The following is a 26,063-nucleotide window of genomic DNA, read 5'->3' as shown; positions in this document are numbered from 1 at the left end:
AGCGCGTTACAGCCTGTCTCAAAACGCCCTCTATTAGCCCTGTTACAATGCTTATTTAGAAACACCAACACATACATCTAAAATACAAAAAGCCCCTGTAAGAGTGCTTACAGGGGCTTTAATTCAAGCTTTAATCTTGGTTCTTAAGTACAAGACTTAAGAAACTTCGATTGGACCACCGAATGAAGTTACTGGAGGCAGTTTGCCTTGGAACTTCTCGAAGTCTACCAAACATGTGTTTGCTGACGTTGCTTGAGCAAGTTCAGACGTACCGATATCTTGAGTCAGTGTGTTTGGATCGCCGTATGTATCTAGCGCGCCCACTTTCTCGTTGATCGGACCGTACCAAGCACCTTCTTCGATACGAACAACACCAGGAGCGTAGCTATCCATTAGAACAGCACCCGCTAGTAGTTGACCACGATCGTTAAACACACGTACTACGTCACCATCTTTGATGCCTTTCTTCTTAGCATCTACTGGGTTGATGTAGATTGGCTCACGGCCTTGTACCGCGTAAGTCGCACGCCACTCTTCAGATTCACACATCTGAGAGTGAAGACGCTTGTCTGGGTGACAAGATTGTAGCCAGTACGGGTGTTTGTCAGAGCCTGGACCACCGTGTGAACGTTCAGATTTCTCGAACCACATTGGGTGTTCTTGACAGTGCTCGTAACCCATGTTGCCTACAGTACGGCTTGTGATTTCGATGAAACCAGAAGGAGTACCTAGTGCGTTGATCTCTGGGTCTTCACGGAATGAAGCGTGACGAGTCCATGGCTTACCTTTACCGAAGTCTAGGAAACCTTTCTCCCAGAACTCAGCAAACTCAGGCATTTCGAACTTGCCTTGGTTTTCCGCGCGACATTCGTCGTACAGAGATTTAACCCACTGCATTTCGTCCATACCACGGGTGTAATCGTCGTAGCGACCCCAACGCTTAGTCAAGTTAGACATGATCTCGAAGTCAGTCTTAGACTGGAACAGAGGATCCACTAGCTTGTGCATTGCGATCAAACCACGGCCAGAGTATGCACCGTAACCATCAATATCGTTGCGTTCCCACTGAGTACATGCTGGAAGCACGATGTCAGAGTGACGACAAGTTGCAGTCCAAGCGAAATCAACAGCCACTACAGTTTGTAGGCTCTTGAATGCTTTACGCATCTTATTGCGATCTTGGTGGTGGTGCCACGGGTTGTTACCACTGAATACCATCATCTTGATGTCAGGCAGTGTCACTGTCGCGCCGTTTGCTTTGATCTTCTTACCTGGCTCTAGCAGGCTATCTACCCAGCGAGCAACAGGGATTACGCGGCTGTAACCGTTGTAATCTGTGTTGGTGTGCTTAGGCGTTTGACCTTGGTCGATGTTCAACGGGAATGAACCCGGAGCACCGAAGCCAGTTGAAGATACACCGATACCAGAGTAGTGGTGACCGTAAGAGATACCACCGCCAGGTAGACCAATTTGGCCAACCATTGCTGCGATAACTGCACACATCCAGTAAGGCTGTTCACCGTGCTCTTGACGTTGGATACTCCAACCAACAAGAATCTGTGTACGACCGTTAACCAGCATCTTAGCGAAGTCACGGATAGAGTCCGCGCTTGCGCCACAGATAGCTGAAGCCCACTCAGGAGTCTTCTCAACTTTGTCTTTCGTTTCACCTTGAACGTACTTGATGAAATCTTCAAAACCTAGACAGTAAGTTTCGATGAACTTCTTGTCGTATAGGCCTTCGTTGTAAAGAACGTGAGCAACACCAAGCATGAACGCCACATCAGTTTGTGGGTTGATGTACATTTGCTCGTTTTCTAGGTAACGACCTGTTTTGTTTTTAACAGGGTCAACAGAAACAACGTTGATCTCTTTCTTAGCAACTTTTTCTTTCAGCTGTTCTAGGTATGCGAACGACTCGTGAGTCTCACATGTCCAACCTACTTGAAGGTTTTTAACTGGATCGTTACCCCAAAGAACAATGTTGTCACTGTTTTCTAGAATAAGTTCCCAAGATGTACCTTGTGCGTAAACTTCAGTAGAACCTAGCACGTAAGGCATGATCGTTTGACCAGCACCTGTTGAGTAGTCACCGATTTTCTTCACAGAGTAACCGTGAAGTGCCATTGCACGTTGCATGTGGTTCGTACAGCTGTGGAACTGACCTGTTTGTCTCCAACCAGTTTGACCTGTGTGAAGCGCCCATGGGCCGTAATCTTTCTGTACGCGCTCTAGCTCGCGGTAAACAAGGTCTAGTGCCTCATCCCAAGTCACACGAATAAAGCGGTTGTTACCACGCGTGTCTGCGCTGTACTTATGCTTCTTCAACCAATCTAGGCGAACCATTGGGTAACGCACACGTGATGGGCTGTAGATAATACCTTTAATACCTTTCAGCATCTCTGTTGGGTGCTGATCGATTTCTAGAGGTTTAATTTCTTGTACTTTACCCGCGTAAACGCGAGCTCGGAATGCACCCCAGTGAGAACCAGAGACTTTCCACACGCCGTCTGTTTCTGCAGCTGATGCTGAAGCCGACGCCAATAAGCTTGGACCGATAACCGATGCCGCACTTGTCGTCGCGACACCTTTCAGAAAACTTCTTCTTGTAATTGCCATTGTGTTACTCCAATTGACGTCTTATTAGTGATGGCCTTCAGAAAAATCTGATGAGTGCTTCTGTAGATACTTAAGAACAAGTGCTTCTGTATCTGTATCGAAGTTAACGAATGCAATCATACCATCTAGCATGCCTACCCAACCGTTAGCGCTGAAGTGAGCTTCATCTGGCTGTGAGTGACACGTTGAACAGTTAGATTGGTACGCTTGACCAGCTGCGTTCCAGATTGGATCGAAGTTATCAACCATAGACTCTTTCTTCATCCAAAGTGCTAGGTTAACTTCTTCCCAAGGAAGGCCAGTTAGCTCATCTTCTTTCTTCTCACCAACAGTGATTACGTCACTTTGAGATACTTCTTTCGTCAAGATTGCAGTCGAGATGTTCATACCGAAGTCTTCTTGGATTACACGTCCGAAGCCTTTCGCTTTACGCCAACCGTCGATTTGAATCTTGATCATGTCGCCTTTTTCGTCGATCACAGCAACTTTACTTGCAGGGCTTAATAGACCCGCTTCAACTTCAGCTGTTTCATCTGTGTACATTGGTAGGTGACGAATAGAGATCACGTCTGAACCATTTGCGTAAGATGTGCTGCTTGCTACGTTTTCTAGCTCGCCAACAATACCGCTCGCTGATGCCATATCTAATGGAAGGTTGTGAGCAATACCTTTGTGACAGTCAACACAGCTTTGATCACGCTCTGCCGCGTTCTTCATCTGGATACGCGCTGTTGGGCGCATGTTTTCGAAATCCATTGAATCGTAGTTGTGGCAGTTTTTACACTCTAGAGATTTGTTCGAAGAGAAACGATCCCATTCGTGTTTAGCCAGTTCGATACGACGAGCTTCGAATTTCTCAGGTGTATCTAAGTCACCAAACACTTGAGCGAATACTTCTTTAGATGCTTGCATCTTACGAGCAATTTTTGCTGTCCATTCATGTGGAACGTGACAGTCAGGACAAGTAGCACGTACACCAGAAGTGTTTTTCCAGTGAACCGTTTCTTGTAGTTCTACGTATACGTTGTCACGCATGGTGTGACAGCTTACACAGAATTCTTCTGTATTTGTGTGCTCTAGAGCTGTGTTAAAACCGCCCCAGAAAATAACACCGGCGATAAAGCCACCCATAGTTAGTACACCAAGACTGATGTGTACCGCGGGGCGAGTCATTGTGCGCCATAATTTAACTAAAAATGATTTCATGTTTAGCTCTCTTAAATATTGATTTTAAAAAATGTTGTTACTAGAGGGCATTACATGCCGCCGTGAGCACCAGGAGGTCCGAATACAAACACTTGCAGTGCCCAAACTAGGAAGCCGTAACCACCTACAAAAGCCACACTTAATATTGGAAAGAGAACCACCGCGATGAAGAGGAAAGACTTCCACTCCAACGAGCGTTTTTCGCCAGTTTCAATTTTATTAACATCACTCATACATTTTGCCTATTTTGTATTTAGTAATTTCGAGTAACCCATTCTATGGGGCTAAAGTTCTTAAGTATCTAACGACAAATTTTAGACCATACTCAAAGTAGGGTTCAATCAAATCTCCCGTTATAACCCTTGCTAATCAATACTTTTTTGAGCTCATCCAAAGTTGTTTTTAGTTAAACAAAGTTATTAAAAAGTATTAACAAATGTGAAGAATTAAGTATATTTCACAAATGTTAAATTCCAACACCTGCGCAACCATATTGTAACCAATTTTAACGTTTTACCTACTAAGTAGTAGCCAAAAATGCCTCAAACAACCAATATTTTGTGGTTTGATTGTTAAATTATTGAGTATTTTTTAAAGCAACGGCTGAGAAGCTGAAATGCATCATTTGGCACTTTCAGATATGATGGGGACCTACTTAAAAGGAAACATTATGCAAGACGTTATTGATATATCTTGGTGGCAGTTATTGTTCTTCAGCTCACTTCTCTTGCTACCCATTACCATCAACCACAAGTTAAAACTCGGCCTTGGCAAAGAGGCTTCTATCAGCATCATTCGTATGGTTATTCAGCTATTTCTGGTGGGACTTTACCTAGAATACTTGTTCACTTTGAATAGTTTGTGGGTCAATTTGCTGTGGTTATTTACGATGATTATCGTCGGTGCAAGCTCGATTGTTGAAAAATCTAGACTGCCAAGAAACCTACTTTTGGCTCCTGTCGCCGTTAGCCTTGCGGTAACTTGTGTACCTATTGTCTTGTTCATCTGCTTTTTCATCATTAAGCCGACACCGGTTTTTAACGCGCAGTACCTTATCCCAATCGCAGGGATGTTATTGGGTAATAGCTTAAGCAGTAATATCGTGGCATTGCAGAACCTGTTTAGTGCCTTTGAAACACAGAAATCAGAATATGAAGCAGCAATCGCGTTAGGCGCGTCTCCTACTTATGCTGCTGCGCCTTTTGTACGTAATGCGATACAGAAAGCGATGTCCCCTATCATGGCCTCTATGGCAACCACAGGCCTAGTAACGCTGCCGGGAATGATGACGGGGCAGATCTTAGGTGGTGCTTCACCGATGATCGCGATTAAGTATCAACTGATGATCATGCTGGCGATTTTCGTGATGATGAGCTGTTCTTTAGCACTTTCGCTTCACCTCTCATTGAAGACATCTCTGACCAAAGAAGGGCGAGTTCTCGCTCAAATACAGCCTTCGAAATAGCCTCCCTACTCCACTTAGATCTGGTTACTCACTGAATTTGAGACAGGTTATCCACAGAAACTGTGGATAACCAAATCAATATAGATCCTTTTTTGTCCATTTCGACCCAAGGAAAGATCATCGCCTTTGATCTTTGGGTGATTTCAAAGACATATACACACATGGTGATCAGCGCTGTTGCGTACTCAGGTGATCATTAGAGAGATGAAGAAGTAGGTTTTCCACAAATAAAAAACGGCCTGCAATGCAGACCGTCTTGTAAATGTCATAAGTCAGTTCAGTGTTTTCACTGCGCTTTAACTCATCTCGTCAACTGAGCTAGTCACGCCATCTTTGTCGATAGCGCCACCTTTATTAGTCACGTAGGTAGATCAACCAGTACCACATGCCAACAAAGATACCGCCGCCAATGATGTTACCGATGGTAACGGGCAGCAAGTTGTTCATTAAAAAGTCCATCATGTTCAGATCAACATAGTCCGCTGGGTTAGCGCCTGTCATTGTCCAAAATTCAGCTGGAGCAAATGTTTTGATGCCAATAGCTAAAGGCACTTGGAACATGTTCGCAATACAGTGCTCAAAACCAGCCGATACGAACATCGCTACAGGTAAAATCATTACCGCAATTTTGTCAGTCAGTGTGCGTCCACTAAACGTCATCCATACCGCGATACAAACCAATACATTACACATGATGCCGAGCGCGATAGCTTGGATAAAATCGTGGTGCATCTTATGTTGGGAGATCGCCATTGCATTCAAACCCACTTGACCGTGGTCGAACATGTACTGTTTGGTCAGTAACATACAAGCCACCAGCAGCAATGCGCCAATCAAGTTACCTACATAAACCGTAGCCCAGTTCTTGACGAGCGTGCGCCAAGTAATCTTGCCACTTGCACGAGCAACCAGAGTCAGCACCGAACTGGTAAATAGCTCACCACCGGTAACAACAACGAGAATTAAGCCCAAGCTAAATGCAAGGCCACCTAATAGGCGAGTAATACCCCACGGCAAATCACCAGCACCAGTCGTTACGATGGTGTAAAACACAAACGCAATACCGATATGGATGCCAGCGGAAATCGCTAGGAGAAAAGATTTGATTGGATCTTTGGTTGCTTTACCTACGCCAATATCTGCAGCGCGCTCAGCCATTTGTGGCGGTAATAATGAGTCAAATTGGTTTAGATTCATGATGATTTACATTTTGAAACATGTCGTCGGGAGCGCGATAATCCTCTCTTTCATTTCTGAATTCAAGAGCTATTTTAAGCTCAAAATGCCTCTCACAGCCTTGTTGAAAGCAAATAGTCCGAGTTATTCCAAATTCATACGACTTTAGTAGTAAAAAGAAAACTCTGCTGAATGATTAGTTATCAGCATAGAAATTGACACACCTATAAATATCAACAAGTTAGGTTAAAACCCAAAGAATAACGTACACTAAAATGGCTCACAGAGCGCTTTTATTTCTAGATTTTGACATAGATCAACAGAACGTAAAAAAGCGCCCTAAGGCGCTTTTAACTCAATCACAAATAAAGAAATTAGTGATGCTAAACCGAAGGTTCAATCACTTCTTCTGATGAATGTTCTAGGGTTGAATCCTCTAGATTAGATTCAACAGCCGGGGACATCTCACCAGAATCACTTTCGTTGGCAACTTTGCCACCTAAGCTTTTCAAACTATCCACTAACTCTTCTAAGCTTTTTATGTGAGCATCACTCTTGGTAATCTGCTCACCGAGCAACTCACTGTGCTTGGTTGCTTCAGACAGTTGCTGCGCTTGCTTCTGGTTTTCAGACTCCAGCTTAGCCAATTGCTCAGTCAAAGTTTCAATCTCTGACTTTAAAAGCCCTGTCATATCAGAGCTTTTTAACGCCTTAACACTCGCTACTATCTTCTGTGATTGCTGACGTAAGCCAACATCACGGTAATCTTCATCATTAACGATTTGTGAAATGCTCAGTAGCTGGTTCTCTGCATTCAAAACCGACTGTTCGAACTGGTCGCCTTTTACGCTCGCCAGCACTTTGACTTCATGAGCAACACTGCGCACGTGGTTCAATTCAAACTCTGCAGCGTGAACCGCGTCTTCAATGATCGACTTTTCACGAGGGCTAGCTTTCACTTGGCTTTCGGCCAACGCAATTTGAGATGCTGCCTTAGCAAAGGTAAGCGGAGCAACGTCATCAAAATCTTCATCTTCCAAGAACTCTAATTCGTTCTTCAAAGGTTCGATGTATTTCTTATGCGCCACTTTAACTTCTAGTAAGCGAGCATTGTTAAGAAATTCCACCTGAGCTTCTTGAGCGTCTTCAAGCTCATCGACCAGCACATACTCGAACAACTCGCTGTATTCTGAATACAAGCGTTTGTAGCTCGAGGTAAACATGGTATCTGCGCCCAAGAACTTCAGGTAATCCATTTGGACAATCGAATCAGCGAGTACTCGGTCTGCCTTCTTCTTTAACACTAAGATCGAGTCATAGTTTGATTTGATCAACGCGATTTTTTCATCGAAGGCTTCAGCGTAAGTTAGGCTCGAGAAAATGGAGTAACTCTTGGTTATCCGAGTTTCGTCTTTCAGTAAGTCCGCATAAATGCTTTCAGCATCATCCCATGCGTCTAATAGTTCATTGTAATTCTCTGGTGCATAGAGAGACAATTGAGCATGGTCTTCAAGCTTAACTTCCCATTCGGAGTAAACGCTTTGGACAGACTGAAATGAACGGACCTCTATTGTAGATTCATTATTGTTGTTTGTGGTTTGGTTCGCGTCTGTCTGCTCTGAGGGTGTGCTTTGACAACCTGAGATAGCAAATAGCATACTGATCGTTAATGCTACTTTGTTCGCTCTCACTTATGCATATCCTTTTTATACAATATTCGCTCAATGCAAATTATTTCTAGTCACAATATATTACAACCACTTAGCAATAAACATCATTGATGATTTAAGTGGGTGCAAATCACCCAATATAACCAAAATAAACTCATCACTCGATGATTAATCAATCAATTTGGTATCACTTATCAATTCTCTTTATTTGCTATTGCCTGAGCCGAGAATGCGCACTAAGGTGAAGGTAGAGAACGTTATGAATATATAGGTTAATTATGAAGTACAACGCTGAACATATTGCTGATTTAAACCTCCTTCTTCAATTTGATGTAAGTAGTGCTGCTACTGGAATTAAAGTTCATCAAGAGGCTGCTCAAGAAACTCAAGACGCTGTTAAGCGCCTATTCGAAAAAAACCTTTGTACTCAGCCAGACGGCGGTTACCTAACAGATGAAGGTATCGAGATGGCAGAGCGCGCAGACAAGCTTCTTCGCGTACTAAACTAAAGCTCCATTGTTCTAGTAAAAACTCCACTTGCTTCGGCCGTGGAGTTTTTTCATTTTTGGGCAAAGCTTTGTTAGGCTTATTGTAAATTCGTCATTTGCAGTTGTGAGGAACACATGGCTTCTATATTTATTGTCGGTGCAGGATGGGTAGGTGCACCTTTATCTGAACATTTAGAAAAACATGGTAACCGAGTGGTGGTCACGAAAACGACCCAAGCGGGAGCAGACGCCATTGGTAGCGAACGAATTCCATGTGAAGTGTTTAGCTTTGATTCATCCGAACCACAACAGACTATCGGGCGACTCTATTCATTGTTACTCGAAAACAACACTGAAATTGTGATTGGCAGCTTCCCTCCTGGCTTTAGAAAAGGAGCAGGACAAGAGTATGCCGACTACTGGCAGCAACTCACCAATGCCTGTCAAAAGTCCAACATTAAAAAGCTCATTATGGTTAGTTCAACTACGGTATACCCAACCAAGCCGGGTGTGTTGAACGAGCTGGATGCATCACTCCCTCTTTCGACATCAGATAACGAGCACGCGTCTTTATTTTCCGATAACGCACGAATCATGCTGCAAGCTGAACAGTCAGTGATTGATTCCGGTATCGACTACACCATTCTTCGCTTTAGTGGCCTAATAGGCCCAAGCCGTCACCCATCACGCTTCGCAAGCAAATTAAAACAAGTCAGCACACAAGCTCCAGCCAACATGCTGCACCTTGATGACGCGATTGGTGCTGTCGATTTCGCTATCAGTCAACTGCACAACGAAGTAGTTAACGTGACCACGCCAAATACGGTCAGTAAGGCGGAGTTTTATGCCGCGGCACTGAAAAGCGCCAACAGTAGTGAGCCTCTGCCCGCTGTTGTTGATACCCCAGACAAGTTAATCTCTTCGAAGAAGATTCTCGACTTAGGTTATTCATTTAAATTCGAATCCACACTGGACGCACTTCATGACTGAACAATCTATAGCTAACAAAGATCCCAACATAAAACTGCATCGCTCAGTCGACACCCTTTGGAACTTTATGTCGATGGGTCACAAGGTTACGCCTTCAGACTGTATCTTTGTATTGTGTAGCAACGATACTCGCGTCGCGGAATATGCAGCCGAGCTTTATCACCAAAAGATCGCGCCTTACATCGTTTTTTCTGGTGGTGTGGGACGCTTTACCGAAGGAAGCTTTGAGCGCTCAGAAGCAGAAACATTCGCTTCTATCGCACGAGATTGTGGCGTGCCTGACTCTGACATTATCATAGAGAAACACGCGACAAATACTGGGGAAAATGTACGATTCACTCATGAGTTGCTGACAGAAAAAGGGTTATCGCCGAAGAGGCTAACCTTAGTTCAGAAGCCCTTTATGGAGAAACGTACCTACGCCACCTTCAGTAAACAGTGGCCTGACGAAACTTCGGAGATAATCGTGACGTCGCCATGGCAAACTTGGGATGATTACTTTAACGAAGAGTTGCCATTAGATATGGTGTTAGGCGCATTAATTGCTGATTACGAGCGAATCAAATCCTACCCAGAGAAAGGCTTTCAGATTGAAATGCCGATCCCCGACGACGTTGACCACGCCTATCAAGCATTGAAGAAGCTCGGTTTCGAATAAGCAAAAGTTAGACTTTGAACAAAGTAAAAGCTCGGCAAGAAATAAACAAAAGCTCGGCTTGGAAGAAAGCAAAACACAGGCTCAATAAACAAAAACGGTGACACTTGGTCACCGTTTTTCGTTCTTTCGCGTCAGCCAATAGATCGGCTTATTTACCTAACGCTTCTTTGTAGTGCAGACGGCAAACAGAAACGTATTTGTCGTTACCGCCAATGGCCACTTGGTCGCCTTCAGCAATAGCCACACCGTGCTCGTCGGTACGAATTACCATGTTCGCTTTACGGCCACAGTGACAAATTGTTTTAAGCTCAACAAGTTTATCTGCCCAAGACAATAAGTAACGGCTACCTTCAAACAGTTCACCTAGGAAATCGGTACGTAGGCCGTAACAAAGTACTGGGATGTGCAGCTTATCAACCACTTCTGTTAATTGGTACACCTGCTCCTTCGATAAAAACTGACACTCATCGATCAAAACACAATGACGCTTTTCTTCCTCATTAAGCTTTTTGATCGCATCAAACATGTTGGTGTCATTTTTAAACAGCTGAGCTTCAGATTGCAGACCAATTCGTGAGCTCACTTTACCTATACCATAGCGATCGTCCAACGCTGCCGTAAAGATCACTGGCGTCATGCCACGTTCTTGGTAGTTGAATGAAGATTGAAGAAGCGTTGTTGATTTACCCGCATTCATTGCCGAGTAATAAAAATACATCTGAGCCACAGAAATATTCCTGTTAATTAAAAGTTGAAGATAGAAAAGGTGAAAATAGAGAATTAGTGCTAGAAAAAAGGGCTGAAAATCAGCCCTTTTTATAAGATTTACTTACGACGCCAAGTCGTACCTTCTGGGCCATCTTCCAGAACAATACCCAACTCGTTTAGCTTATCACGTGCAAGATCGGCGTTTGCCCAATCCTTTGAAGCACGAGAATCGTTACGCAGTTTGATCAACGCTTCGATTTCAGCCACTTCGTCGTCGTTACCTGCCGCATCGCCTTGTAGGAAGGCTTCTGGCTCTTGGTGAAGAATACCGATGATGTCTGCTAGTTCACGCATCAGTGCACCAAGTCCGCTTGCTCTTTCAATGCTTTCAGGCTTGATACGGTTGATTTCACGAGCCATTTCAAACAGTACTGAATAAGCTTCAGGTGTGTTGAAATCATCGTTCATCGCTGTAGAGAATCGAGTCACGTACTCTTCGCCACCAGCAGGAGCTGCTGTAAGGTCTAGGCCACGAAGTGACGTGTATAGACGCTCTAGTGATGCGCGAGCTTGGTTTAGGTTATCTTCGCTGTAGTTTAGCTGGCTACGGTAGTGACCAGACATTAGGAAGTAACGTACCGTTTCAGCATCGTAATGTGCTAGAACGTCACGGATAGTGAAGAAGTTACCTAGTGACTTAGACATCTTTTCTTTGTCTACCATCACCATACCACTGTGCATCCAAGTATTTACATACTGAGTGCCGTGCGCGCAGCAAGACTGTGCGATTTCGTTTTCGTGGTGAGGGAACTGCAGATCTGAACCACCACCGTGGATATCGAAGTGGTTACCAAGAATAGACGAGTTCATTGCTGAACATTCGATGTGCCAACCTGGACGACCCGGGCCCCATGGCGATTCCCATGTAGGTTCACCTGGTTTAGACATCTTCCAAAGAACGAAGTCTAATGGGCTACGTTTTGCAGATTCAACATCAACGCGAGCACCCGCTTGAAGCTGATCAAGGTCTTGCTTAGAAAGCTTGCCGTATTCGTCGAATTTCTTTACTTCAAACATCACGTCGCCGTTGCTTGCAACGTATGCGAAACCACGTTCAATCAGCTTTTCAACAAGCTCGATGATTTCAGTGATGTATTCTGTCGCACGTGGTTCAACATCTGGACGTTTCATGTTTAATGCATCAAAGTCAGCGTGCATCTCACCGATTAAACGCTCAGTCAGAGAGTCACAAGACTCACCGTTTTCGTTAGCGCGCTTGATGATTTTGTCATCGATATCTGTGATGTTACGAACGAAGTTCAAATCGTAACCAAGGTAACGAAGGTAACGAGTTACTACGTCGAAAGAAACGAACGTACGACCATGACCAATATGACAGAGATCGTATATGGTTACCCCACAGACATACATGCCGACTTTGCCAGCTGTAATTGGTTTGAATTCCTCTTTCTGTCTTGTGAGCGTGTTATATATCTTCAGCATGATCTCTATCTATTTTATGGATTAATCAAAATAAGCTCGCAGTATAACAAGTCATACCTTAATAGGTAATCCCCCAAAGCAGGAATTACCTCAAACATCCGAGTTAAGTTAATGATTTGGTGATTTGAAAGTCTGCCAACATGCGCTAGAATTCGAACTTCATATTAAAAAGACAGTAAGGTAACAATCATGATCATCCTTCACACAAATTTTGGTGACATCAAAGTTCAACTTAACGAAGAAAAAGCACCAGAAACAAGCGCAAACTTTCTACAGTATTGCCGTGACGGTTTCTACGACAACACACTATTCCACCGTGTTATCGATGGTTTCATGATTCAAGGCGGCGGCATGACTTCTGGCCTTAAAGAAAAGGCAACTCGTGCAACGATCAAGAACGAAGCAAACAACGGTCTAGCGAACAAAGTTGGTACGCTAGCAATGGCTCGTACTATGGAACCGCATTCAGCGAGCTCTCAGTTCTTCATCAACGTTAACGACAACTCTTTCCTAAACTTCCGTAGCGAAAGCCTAGACGGTTGGGGCTACTGTGTATTCGCAGAAGTTGTTGAAGGCATGGACATCGTAAACAAGATTAAAGGTGTAAGCACTGGTTCTATGGGTATGCACCAAGACGTACCTCTAGAAGAAGTGATCATCACTGGTACTACAATCGAAGCTTAATTACTTGCTTTCGATTAGTATTAATAATTGATGAGCCGATAAAATCAGGATATAGGGAGCGAATCGCTCCCTTTTTTTAGACCTATGAAAACATATTTTATATCAGATCTGCACCTTTCTCCGTCACGACAAGACATCACAGACTGCTTCTTAACCTTTATGAAGAAGGAAGCCATAGAAGCGGATGCACTTTACGTGCTAGGCGACCTTTTCGAATTCTGGATTGGTGACGACGATAAGAGTGAGTTCGCGACTTCTATCCGCCAAGCGTTTATCGACTTAGTAAAAACAGGCGTGCCTTGTTACTTCACTCAAGGGAACCGCGACTTCTTAGTCGGCAAAAAATTTGCTAAGCAAACGGGCGTTCAACTTCTCGATGAAGTTTCTACGATCGATATCTACGGGCAAAAAGCGGTAGTGTTGCATGGTGATACATTATGTACTGAAGACGTAAAGTACCTCGCCTTTCGTGAAAAAGTGCATCAGCCATGGTTACAATGGGTCTTCAACCGAATCCCATTTTTCATCAAGAAGAAAATTGTTTCGAAGGTTCAATCAGATATCAAAGATGACAAGCAGACCAAGTCTCTCGACATCATGGATGTGACACAGCAAGAAGTCGAAGATGTGATGGAACGAAACAATGTCGATTTGATGATCCACGGCCATACTCATCGCCCAGACATCCATACATTCAATGCTAATAATTGCACTAAAACCCGTATTGTACTTGGCGATTGGTATACGCAAGGCTCAGTGCTGGTGTTCACGCCGCAAAGTTTTGAACTACAGAATCGAGCGTTTAGCAATAGCTTTTAACATCACTATTAAACTTTCACTTTGATTATTATTATCGGTCAGACTTTCTTAGAAAGTGTATGGTAATTTCTAGTGAATTAGCTATTATCTCTCTATCAGAAATAAACCGAACACAGTACCAAGTTGAAATATTCATACGTAGCGCGTCAACCAATACTCGACACAGGCAAGAAAACCATAGGTTACGAGTTGCTATTCAGGGATGGTCCTAAGAACACTTTCCCTGAAGTAGAGCCGGAGCTCGCTACTAGCCGTTTGCTTTCCGATCACTTCTTATCGACCCACTATAATACGTTGGGTGATAAGCTTGGTTTCGTGAACTTCCCATACGCAAGCCTAATCAACTTAGTCCCTACTCTGTTCCCCAAAGAAAGCCTCGTTGTTGAGGTTCTTGAAGACTGCGAACCGACAGACGAGTTACTTGAAGCAATCAAAACCATCTTTGACGCGGGTTATACCATTGCGCTAGACGACTTTGTGCCAAGTAAAGCTTGGAAGCGCTTCTTACCCTACGTTTCAATTATCAAGTTCGATATCCGTTTGACGCCAATTGCCAAAGCCGCGATGTTTATGAACTCTCTCAAAGGGCTAGATATCAAGTTCCTTGCTGAAAAAGTAGAAACGTACGAAGAATACCAAGAAGCGAAAAAAGCAGGCTTCACCTACTTTCAAGGTTACTTCTTTAGCAAGCCTGAAATGATCCAAACGCGTGCGCTAAACCCAGCATTCCTGACAACCGTTCAGCTATTAAAAGAGATTGCGCACGACCCTATCGACTTTGGTGAAGTCGAGCGTTTGATTACGCTCGATGTGACCATGTCGTATAAGCTACTTACCTACGTCAACTCCGCTGGCGGTTCACCAACAACGATTCGTTCATTTCGCCAAGCGCTTATTTACCTAGGTGAACAGAAGCTGCGTAAGTTCGTTTCACTTGTGGCTATCGCCTCCGCGAAAGAAGATAAGCCGGACTCACTTTATGGCTTAGCGGTAATACGTGCACGTCAGTGTGAACTCTTGGTTGAGAAGATGAATGTTAAGGTTGAGCCAGGACAAGCCTTTTTGACCGGTATGTTCTCTCTGTTGGACTCACTCTTTGACCAACCATTGAAACAAGTACTCGATTCAGTGCCAATAGACATCGAGATCAAACAAGCCTTGATTCAACGTAAAGGCGTGTTAGGCGCAGTATTGGCGATGGTGGTTGCGTATGAGCAAGCTCGTTGGGATGAAGCGACTCGTATCCGCCAGCTTCTCAAACTGAGTGAAGCTCAACTTGGTCAAGCTTATGACGAAGCGACAACTTGGGCTCAAGAGTTATTGTCTCCAGCCTTAAAATAGTAAACTTCGCGCTAACACTTTGATAGTTTCGATAGAAACTAAACTTTGGTGAGCGATCGTTTCTTGGTAAACTCCCACGCATTCATTTATGGCCTCTTAATAGAGGCCATTTTTACAGGATCTGACTATGTCTTTATGCCCATGCGGTAGCAATAATACTTACCAACATTGCTGTGAATCAGCGCACCTTAACCACAGTGCCGTTGAAACACCTGAGCAATTGATGCGCTCTCGTTATTCCGCGCACGTGTTGGGTTTGGTTGACTATGTTGTTGCGACTTACCACCCTAGCTGCAATGCAGAAGCACAAAGAGAAGGCATCGCCGAATCTATCGACAGTGATTGGTCAGGGTTAGAGGTCATCGATACTGCGGCAGGTTCACACCAAGACGAAGGCTTTGTTGAATTTAAAGCTTACTTCAATGAAGACGGCGCACAATACTGCATGCAAGAGCGCTCTCGTTTCGTTCGTGAAAACGGCTTATGGTTCTATATCGACGGTGAGTTCCCAGAGCAAAACCAACCAGAACCAGAAATCGATCCTCGTTTAAACCAAACGGTTGAAAGCTTCAAGATCGGCCGCAACGACCCATGCATTTGTGGTAGTGGGAAGAAATATAAAAAGTGCTGCGGGTAAGTAAGAAAATTAAAATGTTTGATTAAGTAAAGAGATTCCTGATGTCGCTTAGGCTCCTCGGAATGACGTAAAGTCAGAGTTTAGCAAAGTGACGCAGGGCTTAGAAAGCTTGAAATCTTGAAATCTTGAAATCTTGAAATCTTGAAATCTTGAAATCTTGAAAATTAAAAAGCTAAAAAGCCCCGTAAATATAATTGTTTACGGGGCTTTTATCTATCTGCTACGTGGTTCGATTAATCTAAACAGAGCTTACTTGTGACGTTCTTTTAGCTTGTTGACCACATCGTTCATCGACAAGCCTTGGTCTTGAAGAAGAACCATCAAGTGGTAAATCAAATCTGCTGATTCACACACTAATTCCGCCTTATCGCCCGACGTCGCCGCAAGCGCGACTTCAACGCCTTCTTCGCCCACTTTTTGCGAAATACGCTTGGTGCCACGGGCATATAGACTGGCAGTATAAGAAGACTCAGGGTCTGCGTCCTTGCGGGCAGCCAGTAGCTGCTCAAGCTGATGAAGCCACACCATCTGAGACTCTTCTTGTTTGTCTCCATCCCAACACGTTGTTGTACCTGTGTGGCACGTTGGGCCAATGGGATTAACTTTAACCAGTAAGGTGTCGCTGTCACAGTCCAAGGCGATGTTTTGCAGTTGTAATACGTTGCCCGACGTTTCACCTTTCGTCCAAAGACGCTCTTTGGTGCGAGAGAAAAACGTCACATTGCCAGTTTCACCCGTTTTCTCAAGTGCTGCAGGGTTCATGTATCCCATCATTAGCACTTGGCTCGATTGGTAATCTTGAACAATAGCTGGCACTAAGCCATCGACTTTTTCCCAGTTAATACGCTCTGACAATGCGCCTACTTCTGTTTTTGATAAGCTTGCGGTTTCAAAACTCATAGTCGCACCTCTACATCTTGTTGTTTTAAATACTGTTTAAGTTCACCAATATTGATGACTTGTTTGTGGAATACCGAAGCTGCTAACGCACCGTCCACGTTTGTTTTCTTATAGGCTTCAGCAAAGTGCTCCATTGCACCAGCGCCACCAGAGGCAATCAATGGCACATTACACACTTCACGCACCATGTTTAACTGATCGATGTCATAGCCGTTGCGAACGCCATCTTGGTTCATCATGTTTAACACAATCTCACCTGCGCCACGCTTCTGTACTTCCTGCACCCAATCTTTGGTTTCCCATTTGGTTGCTTTCGTACGCGCTTCATCGCCTGTAAATTGGTAAACCTGATATTTACCGGTTTCTTTGTCGAAGTATGAATCGATACCGACAACGATACACTGCACGCCAAACTTATCAGCAAGGTCAGTAATCAGCTGTGGGTTAGCCAATGCCGGTGAGTTGATTGATACTTTATCTGCACCAAACTCAAGAATGCGCGCTGCATCTTCTGCTGATTTAATACCACCAGCCACACAGAAAGGAATATCGATCACTTCAGCTACGCGTTTCACCCAGCTTTTATCGACGACACGGCCATCACTTGATGCGGTGATGTCATAAAATACCAATTCATCAGCGCCCTCTTCTGCATAGCGTTGTGCTAGCGGAACGATGTCGCCAATAATTTCGTGGTTACGGAACTGAACTCCCTTAACCACTTGTCCGTCACGGACATCCAAACAAGGGATTATTCGCTTTGCCAACATGCAAATGCCTCCTCTGCGGTAAACTTGCCATCAAGTAGCGCACGCCCCACAATCACACCCGCAACACCGCTGCCTTTAAGCGCTTCGATATCAGCTAGGCTGCCAATGCCGCCCGATGATTGGAATTGCACTTGTGGGTACTGCTTACAAAGATCAACATAGAGCTCTACGTTTGACCCTTCTAGCGTGCCATCACGTGAAATATCAGTACACAGAACGTGTTTAAGGCCAACCGTGAGGTAGTCTTCAATTAGCGCTTCAATGGTTACGCCTGAATCTTCCTGCCAACCTGAAATCGCGACTTTACGTGTGCCGCTTTCGTCAATGTTGATGTCTAGAGCCAGCACGATTTTTTCCGCGCCATACTTATCCATCCAACCTTTCACCAACTCAGGTTGCTTAACGGCTGTAGAACCAACCACAACGCGCTGTGCGCCAGCTTCTAGCAGATCAACGACATCTTGTTCGTTACGCACGCCACCACCAATCTGGATGTTCGCAGGCGTGCTAGCAAGGAGCTTAGCAATCAAGTCTAACTGACGAGCCGTTGTGTCTTTTGCGCCCGTTAAGTCAACAAGGTGCAGCCAGCCAGCGCCAGCTTGGTGGTACAGATTAAACTGCTCTGCTGGGTCTACTTTGTATTCTGTTACTTGCCCGTAGTCTCCTTGGAATAAGCGAACTACTTGGCCTTCAATTAAATCTAACGCGGGAATAATCATTTACATTCCTTATATGGCAACCTTAGCCGTTGCCTAATCCTTATTACAATTCCAAGAAGTTCTGAATCAGCTTAGAGCCAGCTTTCGAAGATCGCTCTGGGTGGAACTGAACACCATAATAATTACCACTTTGAACCGCCGCAGTGAACGGATTACCGTAATCACATTGTGCGATTGTGTAGTCGCCCACTGGCATTGCGAAGCTATGAACAAAGTAGAAGTATTCGCCTTCTTCAATGTCTTTAAATAGAGGGTGATTAGGTGTTGCGGTGACGGTGTTCCAACCCATGTGTGGTAATGGCAAGTCGCCCGTTTGAAGTAAACGAACTTCACCATCACACAAACCTAGACATTCAACTAACTCGTCAGCCTTTTGGCCTTTCTCTTGAGACAGTTTACCTAACAGCTGCATACCCAAGCAGATACCTAGCAGAGGCTTCTCTACTTGCTTCACAAGGGTAACAAGGTCACGCTCTTGCAGGTTCTTCATTGCCTCACTTGCTGTACCTACTCCGGGTAGGAATAGCTTGTCGGCAGTAAGAACAACTTCTGGTTCTTTTGAAATTTCAACTGCGTAGCCCAGACGTTCAATCGCAAACTTCACCGATGAAACGTTGGCACAACCAGTATCAATAATAACGACTTTTTGCTCTTTCATACCGATCCCTTACAGAACGCCTTTGCTGCTTGGCAACTCGTTACCTTCAACTTTGATTGCTTGGCGAAGAGTTCGGCCAAACGCTTTGAAGAGGCTCTCAATGATGTGGTGATCATTATTACCATCAGAAGAAAGGTGTAGCGTACAAGCCAATGTATCGGTTAGAGAGCGGAAGAAGTGAACCACCATCTCTGTTGAAAGATCACCCACTTGCTCGCGGCTGAATTTAGCATCGAACTTCAGGTATGGACGACCAGAAAGGTCTAGCGCACACTGAGCCAAACACTCGTCCATTGGTAGACTGAAACCAAAGCGGCCAATACCACGCTTGTCGCCTAGTGCATCTTTCAATGCTTGACCTAAAGCCAGTGCAGTATCTTCGACTGTGTGGTGATCATCAATGTGCAGATCGCCCTTCACAGTCAGGTTCATTTGGAAACCACCGTGTGTCGCGATTTGATCAAGCATGTGGTCGAAGAAACCCATGCCGGTATCGATCTTGTTGCCACCGGTTTCATCAAGGTTTACTGCCACCTTGATATCGGTTTCTTTAGTGGTACGAACTACTTCAGCAATACGCGCATTAACCGTCAGATCTTTAACGATTTGTGGCCAGTTAAGCGTGCCTTCAGTTTCCGCATCCGGGCCATATTGAATACCGCGGATAGCCATGTTCTCTGCCAGTTGAAGATCCGTCATTCGATCGCCAATCACAACAGAGTGTTGGAAATCGACTTTACCGCCTTGTAAATACTCTTTAACCATACCCAGTTTAGGCTTACGGCAAGAGCAGTTGTCTTCGTCAAAGTGAGGGCAAATAAGCACGTCGTCAAACTTAACGCCTTGAGATTCGAAGAACTCCATCATCATATTGTGTGGTGCATCGAAATCTTCTTGTGGGTAGCTATCGGTACCTAGGCCATCTTGGTTAGTGACCATCACTAAGCGATAACCAGCATCTTGCAAAGCAAGCAGGCTAGGAATCACTAGCGGTTCGAATTTTAGCTTGTCTAAACGGTCTACTTGAAAATCAACTGGCGGCTCAACAATTAAGGTGCCGTCACGGTCTATAAAAAGTATTTTCTGTTGTTTACTCACTTGAACTTCCTTTTAATTTTAAATCTGGTGGCCTAGCTAAAATCAAACGCTAACCCAAAATATTGGTTTCACGTACCAGCCCAATTAATCAAATCAAACTGGCAAATGTTATTACTGGTAAGCCTTTCGTTACTGATAAAAGTTACGAATGAATCCAAGTGTCTTTTCGCACTCTTCGCGGTTACCAATACTAATACGAACACAGTCTTCAATAGGTGAATTACGCAAAATAATGCCCGTATCCCAAGCCGCTTTAAATAACTCATCACCGTTCGGGAATTTAACCAGAAGGTAGTTACCCCAACCATCAAATACCGTCACTTGAGGCATGCCTAATAGACCCGCCTGCAAATACGCTCGGTTAGCACTTAAATCCAGAACTTGGAACTTAGCTCGCGCTAGTCCTTGCTCTGAGAGTGCTTGAACGGCAATGTCAGCAACAGGGATTGGCACTGGATAAGGAGCAATCACTTTTAACAGTACATCGATAAGCTCTTTGTTGGCTAGCGTGAAGCCACAACGTAAACCCGCTAAAGCAAAGGCCTTCGACAAGGTACGCAGAATCGCTAGGTTTGGATATTGCTCAAGCAAATCAACGGTTGACGCTTCTGGACAGAAATCGATATACGCTTCGTCCATCACCACAATCGCTTTGTCTTGTGTCATTTCAAGCAGCTTGATGATGTCTTTGCGATCAACCAAATTACCGGTTGGGTTATTTGGGCTACAAACAAACACCACTTTTACGTTGTCGAGTTGAGCTTCGATAGCTGGAAGATCCAATTGCCACTCAGAAGTCAGAGGCACAACCTTACGCTCAACACCAATCGTCTCTGCACTGATTGCGTACATACCGTAAGTGGGTGGGCAGTAAAGAATAGCGTCTTCGTTCGGCTCACAGAAAGCACGAATCAGTAATTCAATACCTTCGTCAGCACCACGCGTTGTCAGTGTTTGCTCTGATTTCACGCCTGCGTATTGAGCGTATGCGTCAATCAGCTCTTTTGGCTGACATTCGCTGTAACGGTTAAGACGAGACAAGTTCAGGTTGTACTCGTTATCAAACGGAGATTCGTTGGCGTTTAGCCACACATCACCAGTACCGCCTATGCGTCTTGCAGACAAGTAAGGTGTTAGAGCCTGAACTTGTTTTCTTGCTAACTTTTCCATGCCCTACCCTTATTTCGCTTTATTTAACTTTTCAACTCGGATGGTCACAGCGCGTTTGTGTGCATCCAAGCCTTCGGCTTCCGCCATTGTTACTACTGTTGGCGCTAGACCTTTCAAGCCGTCAGCTGTTAGCTCTTGCACCGTCATTCGCTTAGAGAAATCAGCCAAACCTAGGCTTGAATACGTCTTGGTATAACCGTAAGTCGGAAGAACGTGGTTTGTACCTGATGCGTAGTCACCTGCAGATTCTGGAGACCAGTCACCAAGGAAAATTGAACCTGCATTGTCTAACAATGGCAGCAATTCACGTGGATTCTTGGTTTGAACGATCAAGTGCTCAGGACCGTAGAAGTTCGAAATCGCAATCGCTTGAGTGAGCGATTCAGCAATGATGATTAAACTTGAAGCCAATGCTTGCTGAGCGATGTTCGCACGAGACAACTCTTTCAGTTGCTTCTGAACCGCTTCTGTTACTTGGTCTGCAACCACTGGAGATGGTGTTACCAATACAACCTGAGAATCTGGACCGTGCTCCGCTTGGCTCAACAAATCCGCTGCAATAAAGTCTGCATCGGCAGTTTCATCGGCAATCACTAATACTTCAGATGGGCCAGCTGGCATATCAATCGCCGCGCCGCGGAAGTCATTGCTTACTTGGCGTTTCGCTTCCGTAACGTATGCGTTACCCGGACCAAAGATCTTATCGACCTTAGCCACACTCTCGGTACCGTAAGCCATTGCAGCCACCGCTTGACCACCACCAACGTTGTAAACCTCGTCGATCTTACAAAGCTTAGCGACATACAAGATTTCATCAGCGATTGGCGGAGGTGAACAAAGCACAACCTTGCGACAACCTGCAATTTGAGCGGGAACACCTAACATAAGAACCGTTGACGGAAGTGGCGCACTGCCACCTGGAATATAAAGGCCAACAGTATTAATCGCGCGCGTCACTTGCTCACACACAACACCAGGCTGTGTCTCAACCTTAATTGGCTGTGGCTTTTGAGCTTCGTGAAACTTTGCAATGTTGCTATAAGCTTGCTCTAACGCTTGCTTCATCTCTGGTGTTAGACGAGCACACGCCTCTTCGATCTCACCCGAACTGACTCGGATAGATTCTGGAGTCACACCATCAAACTTTGCGGTCAGCTCTCTAAGCGCGGCATCGCCTTCATTTCGTACTTTTGCAATAACATCAGAAACAGTCGCTGTGATGTTTGCACCTTCAGTAATAGCTGGACGCTCTAATACCGAGTCTTGCTGTGATTCACTTAAAGATTGCCAAACAACGGTTCTCATCGTCACTACCCCATCATTTTTTCGATTGGTAATACTAGAATCGAGCTTGCACCCAATTCTTTCAGCTGTTCCATTGTTTCCCAGAACAAGTTCTCTGTACTTACTAAGTGAACGGCAACTTTGTCTTTGTCCGTTGATAGTGGAAGAACCGTTGGATCTTCAGCACCAGGCAGTAGTGCTTTGATTTGCTCTAGTTGAGATGTTGGCGCGTGAAGCATGATGTACTTCGACTCTTTCGCTTGTTGAACACCCTGCATACGAGTCAGTAGTTTTTCAATCAATGCCGTTTTGTCTGCATCGAACTCACCAACACGTTGAATCAGTGTTGCTTTAGATTGGAAGATAGCTTCTGCTTCTTTTAGGCCGTTTGCTTCTAGCGTTGCGCCTGTAGAAACTAAATCTGCGATAGCGTCTGCTAGTCCTGCGCGAGGAGCAACTTCAACCGAGCCTGTTAGCATACAAGTGCTGAATTCAACACCCTGCTCGTCCATGTAGGCTTTCAGTAGTTGTGGGTAGGTTGTCGCAATACGTTTGCCCGCAAGATCTTGTGGGCCGTTGTATTCTTCGTCTTTGTTGATTGCGATAGAAAGGCGGCAACCACCGAAGTCTAAACGACGTAGTGTGCGAAACTCTGATGGCTCTTTTAGAGCAACACGGTCTAGGCGAACTTCTTCTAGTTCATTTTCACCGATAAAACCAAGGTCAACCACACCATCCATGATAAGACCTGGGATGTCATCATCACGAACTAATAACAAGTCGATTGGCATATTTAGTGAATGAACAACTAGGCGCTCACCCATGATGTTAAATTTAACACCACATTTTTTAAGTAGGTCTTGGCACTCTTTACTTAAGCGACCTTTCTTTTGAATTGCGATTCTTAGGCGTTGTGTCTGCATTGCTGTATCCCTGTGCAAATATTTGAATTTATTGATTATTTAAAAGCGCTAAAACTAAAAAACCCTCGGAAGACTTTGTCATCCCGAGGGTTTAAATCTAAATTCTTTGACTTAACCTCCGGGAGAATTCTTGCTCCCGGGTATACGTAAATCTCCCCGAAAGACTAGATAGGGTGATGATGGTGATGAATGTTCATTACTAATTTACGCATACTTATAAGCTCTTCAGTTGTTTGCTTTCTTATCTCCACACTAACTAAGCTGAGATCCTTTTTCAACCATTTATTCGAACTTTTTTCACGAAACTTAAAATTAAATTAACAAGCACAAAAAAGGGAGGCCAATGCCTCCCTGATAGTTTACTGATTAGCTTTCAGTTTTAGCTTTTGCACGTCGCCATTTTGCAGCGAGAGAAGTAAGCCAATGCAAAACATACAGCAACAAACGTTAGAGACGCTGCGCCAAATGCGATGCCAATTGAAGATGTCATACCTAGAGTAATGAAACCAATGCACGATACGAACGCTACAGACAGCGCGTATGGAAGCTGAGTCGATACGTGGTCAATGTGGTTACAACGAGCACCAGTAGAAGACAGAATCGTTGTGTCTGAGATTGGAGAACAGTGGTCACCAAATACAGCACCTGCTAGAACCGCACTTAGCATCGGCAGAATTAGCGCGATGTCAGATGCCGCAGCCATGTCGCCCGCGATAGGTAGCATGATACCGAACGTACCCCAAGATGTACCTGTTGAGAAAGCCATAATGCCAGCTAGAAGGAACAAGATAACTGGTAGCCAGTGGTAATCAATGCTGCCGGTTACTAGAGAGGATAGGTAAGAACCTGTTTTCATGTCGCCGATTACAGAACCGATAGTCCAAGCGAACACAAGAATTAGGATAGCGCCAAACATAGAGCTTGCACCAATCCACATCGTTCTTGCGATATCTGCCATAGATAGCTTCTGTTTGAATACAGTTGCTAGAGCAACGATTAAGCCGATAACGCCACCATAAACAAGTGACTTACCTACATCCGTGTTTTCAAACGCACCGAGAAGGTTAAATGCTTGACCATCAGCAGTCAGCGCTTGGCCACCGGTGTAAAGCATCGCAGCAACCGTCGCTACGATTAACGATACGATTGGCATAACCAGATCAGAAACAGAACCGTTTTCGCTCTCTTCGATATCTAGCTCTTCGTTTAGATCGTGAGCTTGCTTTTGATCGTTGTCGCCTTCAAAGCCACGACCTTGAGATGCTTCGATTTCATGCTCACGCATCTTACCAACGTCTAGACCGAACCATGCCACTGCAAACACCATTAGTAGTGCGAATACAGCGTAGAAGTTCATTGGGATAAGACGAACGTAAGCACCCAGTGCAGAATACTCTGTCACACCGTGTGTCACTAAGATGCCACCAATGATAGTGATGATGTAAGCACCCCAGCTAGAAGCAGGCATGATCACACACATAGGAGCAGCCGTTGAATCTAGGATATAAGCAAGCTTAGCGCGAGATACGTAGAAACGGTCTGTTACAGGACGAGAGATAGCACCAACCGCTAGGCTGTTAAAGTAGTCATCAACAAAGATGAATACACCTAAGAAAGCAGCAAGTAGTTTTGAACCACGTTTGCTCTTAACGCGAGACTGCGCCCACTCCGCGAATGCGCGAGTACCGCCAGACAGTGTTAATAATGCCGTTGTCATTCCAAGAATAATTAGGAATGCAATGATGCTCATGTTCCAAGTGTTGATACCACCATCTTCGATGAAAACACCAGATGCTTTAGTAAACACGTAACTAGCTGCGTTACCTACTGAGTAGTCAGCAAGTAGAATCGCACCCATGATGATACCGACACCCAAAGAAACCAATACACGGCGGGTAACAATAGCAAGGCTCAAAGCCACAAGGGGCGGAAGCAAAGATAAAGGTGATGTTGCAAAATCTATTAAATTCATGATCTTCAAAAACCAGTTTTTTATTTGGCTAGAGATCTACTGCAGACAAACTTGATACGGCTGACCAAGCTCATGTTGAACTAAGCGAAAGGGAAGTGAACACTTCACCCAACCCTACAGTAGCGCTCCATAGTTTAAAATTAAGACTATGGCAGTGTTGTACCTATTGAGCACAACCCCAGCAAATTGCTTAGATATACAATTTACTTCGGCAATTACACCTTTCATTCCCGTTCATTGGCATCACCCCAACGGAAGTTACTTTTTATAATTGCACCTCTACGTGCGATAACATTATTAACCGTGTAAACCAGAGTTTAACAACAAATTAACCAATACCTCGCATCAGGTAGCCGCAATTGTACTCATCAAGAGCAACAATGCAACATATCATTCCGAGAAAAATAGCTTTTTGTTAATGAACTAATCAATAGAAGAATAGTCTACATAAGTTGACTACTCCACCTGTCACATATCGGTTTTTAAGATAATCTTAATAATTATTATAAATTCAATAAAAATACAGCTCTGAATTTTCAACTATTCATCTCACTTTTATATTTAAATATGTAATAGAAGAAATACTATTTGTTTTATTCCTAGGC

General features: G+C 44.4%; 24 protein-coding genes, 1 riboswitch and 1 other annotated feature. Of the genes, 8 read left to right on the top strand and 16 right to left on the bottom strand.

Annotated elements, in window-relative coordinates:
* Nucleotides 1-156: 156 nt before the first annotated feature.
* Genes torA through torE form a run of 3 tightly spaced genes read right to left on the bottom strand, consistent with a single transcriptional unit; the run spans nucleotide 157 to nucleotide 4,058 of the window.
* A complete protein-coding gene (gene torA, locus HRQ85_RS16850) occupies nucleotides 157-2,619 on the bottom strand; it encodes a trimethylamine-N-oxide reductase TorA (protein ID WP_048617692.1) in 2,463 nt (820 codons plus the stop codon).
* A 24-nt stretch (nucleotides 2,620-2,643) separates the two neighbouring features.
* Nucleotides 2,644-3,825, bottom strand: a complete 1,182-nt coding sequence (torC, locus tag HRQ85_RS16845; RefSeq protein ID WP_017060299.1) for a pentaheme c-type cytochrome TorC — start codon at nucleotides 3,823-3,825, stop codon at nucleotides 2,644-2,646.
* A 50-nt stretch (nucleotides 3,826-3,875) separates the two neighbouring features.
* Nucleotides 3,876-4,058, bottom strand: a complete 183-nt coding sequence (gene torE / locus HRQ85_RS16840) for a trimethylamine N-oxide reductase system protein TorE (RefSeq protein WP_008222628.1) — start codon at nucleotides 4,056-4,058, stop codon at nucleotides 3,876-3,878.
* Nucleotides 4,059-4,495: 437 nt separating this feature from the next.
* On the opposite strand from torE, the gene HRQ85_RS16835 reads away from it, so the two are divergent.
* Nucleotides 4,496-5,290: an ABC transporter permease gene (locus HRQ85_RS16835; protein WP_172380175.1), complete on the top strand. Its 795-nt coding sequence runs from the start codon at nucleotides 4,496-4,498 to the stop codon at nucleotides 5,288-5,290.
* 354 nt (nucleotides 5,291-5,644) lie between these two features.
* Here HRQ85_RS16835 and focA read toward each other — a convergent pair whose 3' ends face one another.
* Complete coding sequence (focA, locus tag HRQ85_RS16830; RefSeq protein ID WP_048614492.1) at nucleotides 5,645-6,487, bottom strand: formate transporter FocA; 843 nt, start codon at nucleotides 6,485-6,487, stop codon at nucleotides 5,645-5,647.
* 362 nt (nucleotides 6,488-6,849) lie between these two features.
* A complete protein-coding gene (locus HRQ85_RS16825; RefSeq protein WP_172380174.1) occupies nucleotides 6,850-8,157 on the bottom strand; it encodes an ATPase in 1,308 nt (435 codons plus the stop codon).
* Nucleotides 8,158-8,414: 257 nt separating this feature from the next.
* On the opposite strand from HRQ85_RS16825, the gene HRQ85_RS16820 reads away from it, so the two are divergent.
* The 3 genes from HRQ85_RS16820 (at nucleotide 8,415) to HRQ85_RS16810 (ending at nucleotide 10,272) form a co-directional block, all read left to right on the top strand.
* Nucleotides 8,415-8,645 (top strand): TIGR02647 family protein, encoded by a 231-nt coding sequence (locus HRQ85_RS16820; protein ID WP_017060280.1) that lies wholly within the window; start codon nucleotides 8,415-8,417, stop codon nucleotides 8,643-8,645.
* Between the two features lie 114 nt (nucleotides 8,646-8,759).
* The gene (locus tag HRQ85_RS16815) at nucleotides 8,760-9,614 is read left to right on the top strand and encodes an NAD(P)H-binding protein (protein ID WP_172380173.1); all 855 of its coding nucleotides are present in this window, start codon (nucleotides 8,760-8,762) and stop codon (nucleotides 9,612-9,614) included.
* The gene (locus HRQ85_RS16810; protein ID WP_172380172.1) at nucleotides 9,607-10,272 is read left to right on the top strand and encodes a YdcF family protein; all 666 of its coding nucleotides are present in this window, start codon (nucleotides 9,607-9,609) and stop codon (nucleotides 10,270-10,272) included. The genes HRQ85_RS16815 and HRQ85_RS16810 overlap by 8 nt, the downstream gene beginning before the upstream one ends.
* Nucleotides 10,273-10,420: 148 nt before the next feature.
* Here the strand turns inward: HRQ85_RS16810 and HRQ85_RS16805 are convergent, their stop codons facing one another.
* Complete coding sequence (locus tag HRQ85_RS16805; RefSeq protein WP_017060277.1) at nucleotides 10,421-10,999, bottom strand: thymidine kinase; 579 nt, start codon at nucleotides 10,997-10,999, stop codon at nucleotides 10,421-10,423.
* 98 nt (nucleotides 11,000-11,097) lie between these two features.
* On the bottom strand, nucleotides 11,098-12,483 hold the full coding sequence (gene cysS / locus HRQ85_RS16800) for a cysteine--tRNA ligase (protein WP_172380171.1): 1,386 nt from the start codon (nucleotides 12,481-12,483) through the stop codon (nucleotides 11,098-11,100).
* Between the two features lie 189 nt (nucleotides 12,484-12,672).
* Between cysS and HRQ85_RS16795 the strand changes: the two genes are divergently transcribed.
* The 4 genes from HRQ85_RS16795 (at nucleotide 12,673) to HRQ85_RS16780 (ending at nucleotide 15,964) form a co-directional block, all read left to right on the top strand.
* Nucleotides 12,673-13,167 (top strand): peptidylprolyl isomerase, encoded by a 495-nt coding sequence (locus tag HRQ85_RS16795; protein WP_017060275.1) that lies wholly within the window; start codon nucleotides 12,673-12,675, stop codon nucleotides 13,165-13,167.
* 84 nt (nucleotides 13,168-13,251) lie between these two features.
* A complete protein-coding gene (gene lpxH / locus HRQ85_RS16790) occupies nucleotides 13,252-13,986 on the top strand; it encodes a UDP-2,3-diacylglucosamine diphosphatase (protein WP_086970347.1) in 735 nt (244 codons plus the stop codon).
* Nucleotides 13,987-14,109: 123 nt separating this feature from the next.
* Nucleotides 14,110-15,327 (top strand): EAL and HDOD domain-containing protein, encoded by a 1,218-nt coding sequence (locus tag HRQ85_RS16785; protein WP_050634682.1) that lies wholly within the window; start codon nucleotides 14,110-14,112, stop codon nucleotides 15,325-15,327.
* Between the two features lie 127 nt (nucleotides 15,328-15,454).
* Nucleotides 15,455-15,964 carry a YchJ family protein gene (locus tag HRQ85_RS16780; protein WP_172380170.1) on the top strand — a complete coding sequence of 170 codons (510 nt, stop codon included), beginning with the start codon at nucleotides 15,455-15,457 and terminating at the stop codon, nucleotides 15,962-15,964.
* Between the two features lie 249 nt (nucleotides 15,965-16,213).
* Here the strand turns inward: HRQ85_RS16780 and hisIE are convergent, their stop codons facing one another.
* The 9 genes from hisIE to HRQ85_RS16735 form a co-directional block, all read right to left on the bottom strand.
* On the bottom strand, nucleotides 16,214-16,864 hold the full coding sequence (gene hisIE, locus HRQ85_RS16775) for a bifunctional phosphoribosyl-AMP cyclohydrolase/phosphoribosyl-ATP diphosphatase HisIE (RefSeq protein WP_009848800.1): 651 nt from the start codon (nucleotides 16,862-16,864) through the stop codon (nucleotides 16,214-16,216).
* Nucleotides 16,861-17,634, bottom strand: a complete 774-nt coding sequence (gene hisF / locus HRQ85_RS16770; protein ID WP_017060270.1) for an imidazole glycerol phosphate synthase subunit HisF — start codon at nucleotides 17,632-17,634, stop codon at nucleotides 16,861-16,863. The genes hisIE and hisF overlap by 4 nt, the downstream gene beginning before the upstream one ends.
* Entirely contained in the window at nucleotides 17,616-18,353 is a 738-nt protein-coding gene (gene hisA / locus HRQ85_RS16765; RefSeq protein WP_172380169.1) for a 1-(5-phosphoribosyl)-5-[(5-phosphoribosylamino)methylideneamino]imidazole-4-carboxamide isomerase, read from the bottom strand. The genes hisF and hisA overlap by 19 nt, the downstream gene beginning before the upstream one ends.
* A 43-nt stretch (nucleotides 18,354-18,396) precedes the next feature.
* Entirely contained in the window at nucleotides 18,397-19,011 is a 615-nt protein-coding gene (hisH, locus tag HRQ85_RS16760; RefSeq protein ID WP_172380168.1) for an imidazole glycerol phosphate synthase subunit HisH, read from the bottom strand.
* Between the two features lie 9 nt (nucleotides 19,012-19,020).
* Nucleotides 19,021-20,109 carry a bifunctional histidinol-phosphatase/imidazoleglycerol-phosphate dehydratase HisB gene (hisB, locus tag HRQ85_RS16755; RefSeq protein ID WP_048609394.1) on the bottom strand — a complete coding sequence of 363 codons (1,089 nt, stop codon included), beginning with the start codon at nucleotides 20,107-20,109 and terminating at the stop codon, nucleotides 19,021-19,023.
* A gap of 129 nt (nucleotides 20,110-20,238) precedes the next feature.
* Entirely contained in the window at nucleotides 20,239-21,279 is a 1,041-nt protein-coding gene (hisC, locus tag HRQ85_RS16750; RefSeq protein WP_017060266.1) for a histidinol-phosphate transaminase, read from the bottom strand.
* 9 nt (nucleotides 21,280-21,288) lie between these two features.
* On the bottom strand, nucleotides 21,289-22,590 hold the full coding sequence (gene hisD / locus HRQ85_RS16745) for a histidinol dehydrogenase (RefSeq protein ID WP_048617710.1): 1,302 nt from the start codon (nucleotides 22,588-22,590) through the stop codon (nucleotides 21,289-21,291).
* Nucleotides 22,590-23,486, bottom strand: coding sequence for an ATP phosphoribosyltransferase (gene hisG / locus HRQ85_RS16740; RefSeq protein WP_029223418.1), 897 nt, complete (start codon nucleotides 23,484-23,486; stop codon nucleotides 22,590-22,592). Before hisG ends, hisD begins: the two co-directional genes overlap by 1 nt.
* Before the next feature lie 53 nt (nucleotides 23,487-23,539).
* Nucleotides 23,540-23,675: a sequence feature (His leader region), on the bottom strand.
* A 190-nt stretch (nucleotides 23,676-23,865) separates the two neighbouring features.
* Nucleotides 23,866-25,458 carry a Na+/H+ antiporter NhaC family protein gene (locus tag HRQ85_RS16735; RefSeq protein WP_048609390.1) on the bottom strand — a complete coding sequence of 531 codons (1,593 nt, stop codon included), beginning with the start codon at nucleotides 25,456-25,458 and terminating at the stop codon, nucleotides 23,866-23,868.
* A 112-nt stretch (nucleotides 25,459-25,570) separates the two neighbouring features.
* A riboswitch (Lysine riboswitch) is annotated at nucleotides 25,571-25,748 on the bottom strand.
* Nucleotides 25,749-26,063 lie beyond the last annotated feature (315 nt).

Origin of the sequence: Vibrio sp. Vb339 (assembly GCF_902751245.1) — a bacterium.
In the GTDB taxonomy this organism is placed as follows: domain Bacteria; phylum Pseudomonadota; class Gammaproteobacteria; order Enterobacterales; family Vibrionaceae; genus Vibrio; species Vibrio coralliirubri.
The sequence above is the reverse complement of the archived record's forward strand: the minus strand, read 5'-3'. Positions and strand labels throughout refer to the sequence as shown.

Coding starts and splice junctions, on each gene's coding strand:
- hisC (WP_017060266.1), bottom strand. CDS start 21,279: ATGGAAAAGTTAGCAAGAAAACAAGTTCAGGCTCTAACACCTTACTTG.
- torE (WP_008222628.1), bottom strand. CDS start 4,058: ATGAGTGATGTTAATAAAATTGAAACTGGCGAAAAACGCTCGTTGGAG.
- hisIE (WP_009848800.1), bottom strand. CDS start 16,864: ATGAGTTTTGAAACCGCAAGCTTATCAAAAACAGAAGTAGGCGCATTG.
- hisA (WP_172380169.1), bottom strand. CDS start 18,353: ATGATTATTCCCGCGTTAGATTTAATTGAAGGCCAAGTAGTTCGCTTA.
- cysS (WP_172380171.1), bottom strand. CDS start 12,483: ATGCTGAAGATATATAACACGCTCACAAGACAGAAAGAGGAATTCAAA.
- hisF (WP_017060270.1), bottom strand. CDS start 17,634: ATGTTGGCAAAGCGAATAATCCCTTGTTTGGATGTCCGTGACGGACAA.
- HRQ85_RS16820 (WP_017060280.1), top strand. CDS start 8,415: ATGAAGTACAACGCTGAACATATTGCTGATTTAAACCTCCTTCTTCAA.
- HRQ85_RS16780 (WP_172380170.1), top strand. CDS start 15,455: ATGTCTTTATGCCCATGCGGTAGCAATAATACTTACCAACATTGCTGT.
- HRQ85_RS16810 (WP_172380172.1), top strand. CDS start 9,607: ATGACTGAACAATCTATAGCTAACAAAGATCCCAACATAAAACTGCAT.
- hisG (WP_029223418.1), bottom strand. CDS start 23,486: ATGCAGACACAACGCCTAAGAATCGCAATTCAAAAGAAAGGTCGCTTA.
- torA (WP_048617692.1), bottom strand. CDS start 2,619: ATGGCAATTACAAGAAGAAGTTTTCTGAAAGGTGTCGCGACGACAAGT.
- torC (WP_017060299.1), bottom strand. CDS start 3,825: ATGAAATCATTTTTAGTTAAATTATGGCGCACAATGACTCGCCCCGCG.
- HRQ85_RS16835 (WP_172380175.1), top strand. CDS start 4,496: ATGCAAGACGTTATTGATATATCTTGGTGGCAGTTATTGTTCTTCAGC.
- HRQ85_RS16815 (WP_172380173.1), top strand. CDS start 8,760: ATGGCTTCTATATTTATTGTCGGTGCAGGATGGGTAGGTGCACCTTTA.
- lpxH (WP_086970347.1), top strand. CDS start 13,252: ATGAAAACATATTTTATATCAGATCTGCACCTTTCTCCGTCACGACAA.
- focA (WP_048614492.1), bottom strand. CDS start 6,487: ATGAATCTAAACCAATTTGACTCATTATTACCGCCACAAATGGCTGAG.
- HRQ85_RS16735 (WP_048609390.1), bottom strand. CDS start 25,458: ATGAATTTAATAGATTTTGCAACATCACCTTTATCTTTGCTTCCGCCC.
- HRQ85_RS16795 (WP_017060275.1), top strand. CDS start 12,673: ATGATCATCCTTCACACAAATTTTGGTGACATCAAAGTTCAACTTAAC.
- hisH (WP_172380168.1), bottom strand. CDS start 19,011: ATGAAAGAGCAAAAAGTCGTTATTATTGATACTGGTTGTGCCAACGTT.